Source organism: Bradyrhizobium canariense, assembly GCF_019402665.1.
Taxonomy (GTDB): Bacteria; Pseudomonadota; Alphaproteobacteria; order Rhizobiales; family Xanthobacteraceae; genus Bradyrhizobium; species Bradyrhizobium canariense.
Genome location: NZ_VSST01000075.1, coordinates 45,777 through 53,891 on the forward strand (window position 1 = coordinate 45,777; position 8,115 = coordinate 53,891).

General features: G+C 66.0%; 5 protein-coding genes. 2 read left to right on the forward strand and 3 right to left on the reverse strand.

Going from position 1 to position 8,115, the window contains the following annotated elements; genetic code table 11:
• The 3 genes from FXB41_RS33395 to FXB41_RS33405 all read right to left on the reverse strand — a co-directional run bounded on the left by FXB41_RS33395 (window position 1) and on the right by FXB41_RS33405 (window position 5,005).
• Window positions 1-2,577, reverse strand: coding sequence for a ligase-associated DNA damage response DEXH box helicase (locus FXB41_RS33395; RefSeq protein ID WP_219684769.1), 2,577 nt, complete (start codon window positions 2,575-2,577; stop codon window positions 1-3).
• A gap of 157 nt (window positions 2,578-2,734) precedes the next feature.
• Window positions 2,735-3,964 (reverse strand): ABC transporter substrate-binding protein, encoded by a 1,230-nt coding sequence (locus FXB41_RS33400; RefSeq protein ID WP_219684770.1) that lies wholly within the window; start codon window positions 3,962-3,964, stop codon window positions 2,735-2,737.
• 114 nt (window positions 3,965-4,078) lie between these two features.
• A complete protein-coding gene (locus FXB41_RS33405) occupies window positions 4,079-5,005 on the reverse strand; it encodes a methyltransferase domain-containing protein (RefSeq protein ID WP_007599385.1) in 927 nt (308 codons plus the stop codon).
• 64 nt (window positions 5,006-5,069) lie between these two features.
• On the opposite strand from FXB41_RS33405, the gene FXB41_RS33410 reads away from it, so the two are divergent.
• Both FXB41_RS33410 and FXB41_RS33415 read left to right on the forward strand, forming a co-directional pair.
• Entirely contained in the window at window positions 5,070-6,107 is a 1,038-nt protein-coding gene (locus FXB41_RS33410) for a ligase-associated DNA damage response exonuclease (RefSeq protein WP_219684775.1), read from the forward strand.
• Window positions 6,104-7,981: an ATP-dependent DNA ligase gene (locus tag FXB41_RS33415; protein WP_219684771.1), complete on the forward strand. Its 1,878-nt coding sequence runs from the start codon at window positions 6,104-6,106 to the stop codon at window positions 7,979-7,981. The genes FXB41_RS33410 and FXB41_RS33415 overlap by 4 nt, the downstream gene beginning before the upstream one ends.
• Window positions 7,982-8,115 lie beyond the last annotated feature (134 nt).

Here is an 8,115-nt window from a genome sequence, read left to right on the forward strand (position 1 = left end):
TTATCCCATCGCCTCTTTGACCAGCTCATCGGCGGCCTCCGCCAGGAGCTCGTCTCCAGCTTCGCCATAGACTGACTCGCGGCCGATTTCCAGCATCACGGGGACGGCGAGCGGGGAGACGTGGTCGAGTTCCCGGTGGGTGATCCGGCCCTGAATGCGCATCAGCATGTCGCTGAGGCGGCGCAGATCGAGCAGGCCGGTGGCGGCATCGGCCCGCGCGGCACGCAACAGCACGTGATCGGCCTGGTGTTTTCGCAAAACGTCGTAGACGAGATCGGTCGAGAACAGCACCTGGCGGCGGCTCTTCTCCTCGCCGGTGTGACGGCGCGCGATCAGGCCGGAGATGATCGCGCAATTGCGAAACGTGCGCTTCATCAGCGCGGATTCGGCAAGCCAAGCTTCGAGGTCGTCGCCGAGCATATCAGGGTCGAACAGCGCATCGAGGTCGATCCTGCCGTCCCGGATCATGGAGGACAGGTCGCCGAGCGCCCAGACCGCGATCGCATATTCGTTGGCGACGAAGCCGAGCGGCCGGGCGCGGGCGCGCTCCAGCCGGCGCGTCAACAGCATGCCGAGCGTCTGGTGCGCGAGACGGCCTTCGAAGGGATAGCAGACGATGTAATGCTTGTTGGCGCGGGGAAAGCTCTCGACCAACAGTTCGCGCACCGCCGGCACGCGCGACACGTCCTTTTGCAGCGACAGCCAGTCGCGCACCTGCTCCGGCAAGGCGCCCCACGCGCGCCCGTCATCGAGCAGGCGGCGGACCCGTTCGGCGAGATAGGTCGAGAGCGGGAACTTGCCGCCCATATAGGACGGCACCTTCGGGTCCTTGTCGTTGGCGCGCGAGACATAGACCTGGTCCTCGACCAGGGTCTCGTAGCGCACCACCTCGCCTGAGAACACGAAGGTGTCGCCCGGGCTGAGGCCTTCGATGAAGGCTTCCTCGATCTCGCCGAGCAGCCTGCCGCCGCGCGCGATCACGCCCGTCGACCCGCCTGCTTTTCCTTGACCACCGCCGCGCGATCGCACCAGCCGCACCTTCAGCATGTCGTCCTCGACGATGGTGCCGACATTCATCCGGTAGCTCTGCCGCACCTTGGGATTGGCGACGCGCCAGCGCCCCTCCTTGTCCTGCTTGATGCGCGCGAAGCGCTCATAGGTCTTCAGCGCGTAGCCGCCGGAGGCGACGAAATCGACCACGTCGTCGAAATCCTGCCGCGTGAGATCGGCATAGGGCGCGGCGGTGCGCACCTCGTCGTAGAGCTCGTCGGAGAAAAACGGCTCGCCGCAGGCACAGCCGAGCACGTGCTGGGCCAGCACGTCGAGCGCACCGATGCGCAGCGGCGGCGTGTCCTGCGCATTCTCCGCGATGGCGTCGATCGCGACGCGGCACTCCAGCACCTCGAAGCGGTTCGCGGGCACCAGCACCGCGCGCGAGGCTTCGTCGAGCCGGTGGTTGGCGCGGCCGATGCGCTGCATCAGGCGCGAGGAGCCCTTGGGCGCGCCGATATTGACGACGAGATCGACGTCGCCCCAGTCGACGCCGAGATCGAGCGAGGAGGTGCAGACCACGCCGCGCAGTTTGCCCGCCGACATCGCGTCCTCGACCTTGCGGCGCTGGGCGACGTCGAGTGAGCCGTGATGCAGCGCGATGGCAAGGTTGTCGTCGTTCATGCTCCAGAGATTCTGGAACAGCATCTCGGCCTGGCTGCGGGTGTTGACGAAAACCAGCGTGGTCTTGTTCGCCTTGATCAGCTCATAGATCTCGGGAAGCGCGTGGCGCGCGCTATGGCCGGCCCAGGGCAGGCGTTCGCGCGTGTCCATCATCTCGACCAGCGGCGGCGCCGCGCCGCCGGCAAGGACGATGTCGGCCGCCGCTTCCGTGCCGCCGGGCTGCGGCACCAGGAAGCGCGCCAGCGATTCCGGCTCGGCCACGGTCGCCGACAGGCCGATCGCGCGCATCTGCGGCCCCAGTCGCCACAGCCGCGCGAGCCCAAGGGAGAGAAGATCGCCGCGCTTGGACGTCACCAGCGCATGCAGCTCGTCGAGCACGATGCGCTTCAGCGAGGAGAACAGGAACGGCGCGTCGTCGGAGGACAGCAGCAGCGCGAGCTGTTCGGGGGTCGTGAGCAAGATGTCGGGCGGATAGCGCCGCTGCCGCTGCCGCCGCGACGTCGGCGTGTCGCCGGTGCGGGTCTCGATCTTGATCGGCAGCGCCATCTCGGCGACGGGACGCTCGAGGTTGCGCGCGATATCGACCGCGAGCGCCTTGAGCGGCGAGATGTAGAGCGTGTGCAGGCCGCCGGTGCGTTGCAGACTGCGGCCGGTGGAGATCACCGATTTCGCCGAAGCTTCGGGCGTAGAACTCAACTCCACCAGCGTCGGCAGAAATCCCGCCAGCGTCTTGCCGGCGCCGGTGGGCGCGATCAGCAGTGCGGACCGGTCCTCGCGCGCCTTCTCCAGTAGCGCCAATTGATGCGCGCGCGGCGACCAGCCGCGGGCTGTGAACCACGCCTGGAAGTGGTCGGGCAGCAGCGCGGCAGGCTCGGCCGGAGATTTGCGGATGCGGGGCGGCACGGCATCACAGGTAAGCCGTGGGGGTGGGTTCGTCGAGGGGGTGGTCCCGTAGGGTGGGCAAAGCGAAGCGTGCCCACCATGTGCACCCGAATGCATGGAGAGATGGTGGGCACGGCGCAAGTGCGCCTTTGCCCACCCTACAGCATCCCGCCCGCCCCTACTCCGACATCGGCTTGTCGGAGATGTCCCAGTCCTTGCCGGTGAAGGTGGAGATGAAGAGCGTCTTCATCGGCGTGTAGTCGTCAGGCGTGTAGTCGTAGGTGACGCCGTCGAGGAAATAAGGCGAGTGGAAGCCTTTGAGGTTGGAGGCCTGCTTCAGCACGTTGGCGCGCGTGAGCTCGTCGCCGCAGCGGCGCAGGATCTCGCCCATGGTGACGGCCTGGCCGTAGCCGGCGAAGGCGATGGTGTTGTCTTGATCGATCGCCGGCGTGTACTTCTTGCGCAGCTCCTCGAACGCCATCACGTCGGGATCCTTCTCCCATTTGGGCAGGCCGACCTCCTTGTTGTAGCGGATGGCGACGATGCCGGCGGCGTTCTCGAGGCCCGCGGCATTGAGGATCGAGCGGCCGGTCGAGCCGGCCGAGAGCAGCTGCAGTGGCTTCCAGCCGAGCTCGGCCACTTTCCGGATCGACTGCGACGACGCCTTGCCGGTGGAGATGTTGTAGAAGACGTCCGCACCCGACTTCGAGAGGTTGATGAGCTGGGAATCGACGGTCGGATCGGTCAGATCATAGGTCTGTTCCATGATGACCTGCGCGGTGCCGCCGGCATCGGCCAGCACTTTCTTGAAGGGACCCAGGAAGTCGCGGCCGAAATCGTCGTTCTGGTAGAGGATGCCGACCTTCGCGTTCGGCTTCACGCTGACGACGTGCCGCGCCAGGATGCGCGCCTCGGTCGGATAGAGCGGCAGGCCCGCCATGGTCCATTTGAACTCTTTCGGATTATTCCACTTCGACGCGCCGGTGTTGAGCAGCAGCTGCGGCACGCCCTTCGAGTTCAGGTATTTGTGCACGGCGGTCTGCGGTGCGGTGCCGAGCGAGCCGTAGAGCGCGAGCACCTCCTCCTGCTCGACCAGGCGCCGCGTCGCCTCGACGCATTTCGGCGCGCTGTAGGCATCGTCCATGGTGAGGAATTTGACCTTGCGTCCGTTGATGCCGCCCTTCTCGTTCAGCATCTGGAAATAGGCTTCGCCGACGCGCCCGAGCACGCCGTAGAGCGAGCCGGGGCCGGAATGCGGCACGGTCTGCCCGATCTTGATCTCGGTGTCGCTGGCGCCGGCATCGTATTTCTTTTCCGCGGCCCAGACATAGGGCGCGGGCAAGGTGGATGCCGCGATGGTCGCGAGCGCGGCGGCGCTGAAATCGCGCCGCGATGGATTCTTGGTCATTGTTTGTTTCTCCCTAGCGAGGACATAGTGCTGGCATCGCGGCACGTGTCGCAAGTGGGAAGTCACGGCTTTGCGACGCAATGACGCTCAAAGCGTCGCGTATAGCGCCTAGACTCAAGTTTTCTCGGCGACCACGACGAGGCCGCGCACCGGCTCGTTGTTCTCGGTGCGTGGCGAGGCCCGCTCCAATGTGAGGACCTTGAGGCCGGCCTGCGCCATCGCATCGCGCACATATTCCGCCGAATGGGCATAGCGCAGGCCTTCGCCGAGAACGATCCCGCTGCCGTCATGGGTCTCCAGCGTGAACGCAAGCACGCCGCCGGGCGCGAGCACGCGCCTGGCCTCACTGAGCACTGGCGCGAGATCGGGGAGATAGACGAACGCATCGGCAGCGACGACGAGGTTTGCGCTCGCATCGCTCCTGCTGCGCAGGCCTTCGATCATGTCGGCGACTTCGAGCTCGGCATAGAGGCCGGTTGCGCGCGCCTCCTTGACCATGCCGGGCGACAGGTCGATGCCGATGAACTGGTCGACCTGTTTTGCGAAGGCAGCGGCCGCAAGCCCCGTACCGCAGCCGAGATCGATGGCGCGCTTGAACAGGGCGGGCTTCTTCGCGGCGACGCGGGCAGCCACCACCGCCTTGAAGATCAGCGAGGGCGCGCGATAGCCGAGATCGTTGATCAGCACGTGCTCGAAGCGCGGCGCGTATTGATCGAACAAGGCCTGCACATAGGCCTTCGGCATCTCCGACAATTGCGCATCGCCGAGGCGTATCAGATGCAGATGAGCGCCATGCTGATCGCCCGGGTCGGACTCGCGCGATTTGCGAAAGGCCGCAATCGCCTTGTCGCGCTCGCCGAGTTGCGCGCGGATTTCGCCGAGCGTGAACCAGGCCGAGGTGAAATTCGGCGCAAGCTCGATGGTCTGCTCCAGCAGGTCGGCGGCAGCCGCCAGATCGCCCTTGAGCTGGAGATCGCGCGCGAACTCGAAGCGGCGGTCGGCCATGAGATCGCCGGAGGTCAGGAACAGGCGCAGGGGCATTGGGGAACCAGGGAACGAAGCGGTGATGACTCGAAGATGCGGGGTCGCAACCTATATATCAGGCATGCGTCCGCAAGACATCCTGCTGCCAGTTGCCGCCGGCCTATGCTGCAAGCCGGGCGGCTTCCATATCGACCCCGTCCGGCCGGTCGAGCGGGCCGTGATCACCCACGGCCATTCCGATCATGCCCGCGCCGGCCACGGCGCGGTGCTGGCGACGCAGGAAACGCTGGACATGATGCGGCTGCGCTATGGCGAGAATTTTGCCGGCTCGACACAAGCGATCCGCTATGGCGAGGAGATCCGGCTCGGCGATGTCAGCGTGAAGTTTCACCCGGCCGGCCATGTGCTCGGTTCGGCGCAGGTCGCGGTGACCTGCAAGGACACCTGCATCGTCGCCTCCGGCGACTACAAGGATGCACCCGACCCGACCTGCACGCCGTTCGAGCTCGTGCCCTGCGACGTCTTCATCACCGAGGCGACGTTCGGCCTGCCGGTGTTTCGCCATGGCGATGCCGCCGACGAAGTCAAGAAGCTGCTGGCATCGGTGGCGCTGTTTCCGGAGCGCGCGCATCTCGTTGGCGCCTATTCGCTCGGCAAGGCGCAACGCGCGATCGCACTGCTGCGCCAAGCGGGTTACGACGTGCCGATCTATCTGCATGGCGCGATGGAGAAGATCACGCATTACTATCAGAGCCGCGGAATCGAGCTCGGCGATCTCAGGCCGGTGAAGGGCGTCAAGAAGGCGGCACTTGCCGGCACCATCACGCTGGCGCCGCCCTCTGCGACGTCCGATCTCTGGACCCGGCGGTTTCCCGATCCAGTCACGGCATTCGCCTCCGGCTGGATGCGGGTGCGCGCCCGCGCGCGGCAACGCGGCATCGAGCTGCCGCTGGTGATCTCGGATCACGCCGATTGGGACGGCCTCACCGCCACGATCGCCGCGACCGGCGCCGGCGAGATCTGGGTCACCCACGGCCAGGAAGACGCGCTGGTGCATTGGTGCCAAAGCAAGGGTTTGCAGGCACGGCCGCTCGATCTGGTCGGCTATGGCAACGAGGAGGAGACCGAGACGCCGCTCGCTGACGAGGCCGAAGCATGAACCGCTTCGCCGAACTTCTCGACCGCCTCGCCTACGAGCCCGGCCGCAACAACAAGCTGCGGCTGATCACAAGTTATTTTCGCGAGGTCGCCGATCCTGATCGCGGCTATGCCCTGGCCGCGCTGACCGGCGCGCTGAGCTTCAAGCACGCCAAGCCCGCGCTGATCCGAGATCTGATCGCGTCGCGCACCGATCCGGTGCTGTTCGGATTGTCTTACGATTATGTCGGCGACCTCTCGGAAACGGTGGCGCTGATGTGGCCGAAGCGGAATGCACACAAGGACGAATCTTTTCCGGGCTACCCCTCTCCCCCGCCCTCCCCCACAAGGGGGGAGGGAGCGCAGTTGCGCGCGGCGCTATCAGTGAGCGCGAGAGCTAACAGCGATTCCCAAAGTGATGGATGCACGAACCTCACCGTTCCCTCCCCCCTTGTGGGGGAGGGTCAGGGAGGGGGGTACCGCGGGCGAGATGCCAGCGATGCGCTTCATCCGAGCAACCACAACAATCCACCGCCGCCGACGCTGACCGAGGTCGTCACCACGCTGCGCACACTCGGCAAGACCGAGCTACCAAAACAGCTCGAGCGCTGGCTCGACGAGCTGGATGAGACCGGCCGCTGGGCGCTGTTGAAGCTCGTCACCGGCGCGTTGCGCATCGGCATCTCCGCGCGGCTGGCCAAGACCGCGGCCGCGGCACTCGGTGACAAGGACCCGCATGAGGTCGAGCTGATCTGGCCCGGTCTCGCGCCGCCCTATCTCGACCTGTTCGCCTGGCTGGAAGGCCGCGGCGACAAGCCGGTCAATCGCGATCCCGCCCCGTTCCGCCCGGTGATGTTGGCGCACGCGATCGAGGACACCGATTTCGCCGCGCTCGATCCCGCCGATTACATCGCCGAATGGAAATGGGACGGCATCCGCGTGCAGGCGGTGGCCGGCCGCGACGAGCACGACCGCATCACCGCGCGCCTCTATTCGCGCACCGGCGAGGACATCACCGGAAGCTTTCCGGACCTCGTGCCGTCGTTGCGGCTACCCGGCGCCATCGACGGCGAGCTTCTGATCCTGCGCGAAGGACGCGTGCAGAGTTTCAATGTTCTGCAACAGCGGCTCAACCGCAAGCTCGTGTCTCCGAAGTTGATCAAGGAGTTTCCGATCCATCTGCGCGCCTACGATCTGCTCGGCGACGACGAGAACGATTTGCGCGAGCTGCCTTTTGCGGAGCGGCGCGAACGGCTGGAGACCTTCATCGGCAAGCTTGACGATCCCCGCATCGATCTGTCGCCCACCGTCGCCTTCGCAAGCTGGGAGGCGCTGACCGCCGCACGCGCCGATCCCGCGAGCGCCGGTGCGGGCGAGGACGCGGATGCCGTCGAAGGCGTGATGCTGAAGCGGCGCGATGCACCCTATTTGCCAGGACGGCCGAAGGGACAGTGGTGGAAGTGGAAGCGCGATCCGCACATCATCGACGCCGTGCTGATGTATGCGCAGCGCGGCCACGGCAAACGCTCGTCCTACTATTCCGACTACACCTTCGGCGTCTGGACCGCAGGTGCGGGCAGTGACGAGCTGGTGCCGGTCGGAAAAGCCTATTTCGGCTTCACGGACGAGGAGCTGCTCCAGATCGACCGCTTCGTGCGTCGCAATACCACCGAAAAATTCGGCCCCGTCCGCCACGTCGTGCACGAGCCGGACAAGGGCTTGGTGCTGGAGGTCGCCTTCGAGGGGCTGCAGCGCTCACCACGGCACAAATCCGGCGTCGCGATGCGCTTTCCCCGCATCAGCCGCTTGCGCTGGGACAAGCCGCCGCGGGAAGCCGACCGGCTGGAAACGCTGGAAAAAATGCTGAAAGCGGGGGCGGCGGAGATTGAGGCGTGAAGCGTACTAGGTGCGCTCCCTCTCCCGCTTGCGGGAGAGGGTCGGGGAGAGGGTGCCTCCACATTGGGAATCCCCAAGAGGAGAGAGCCCTCACCCGCCTTCGGCGCGACCTCTCCCGCAAGCGAGGGCTTTGC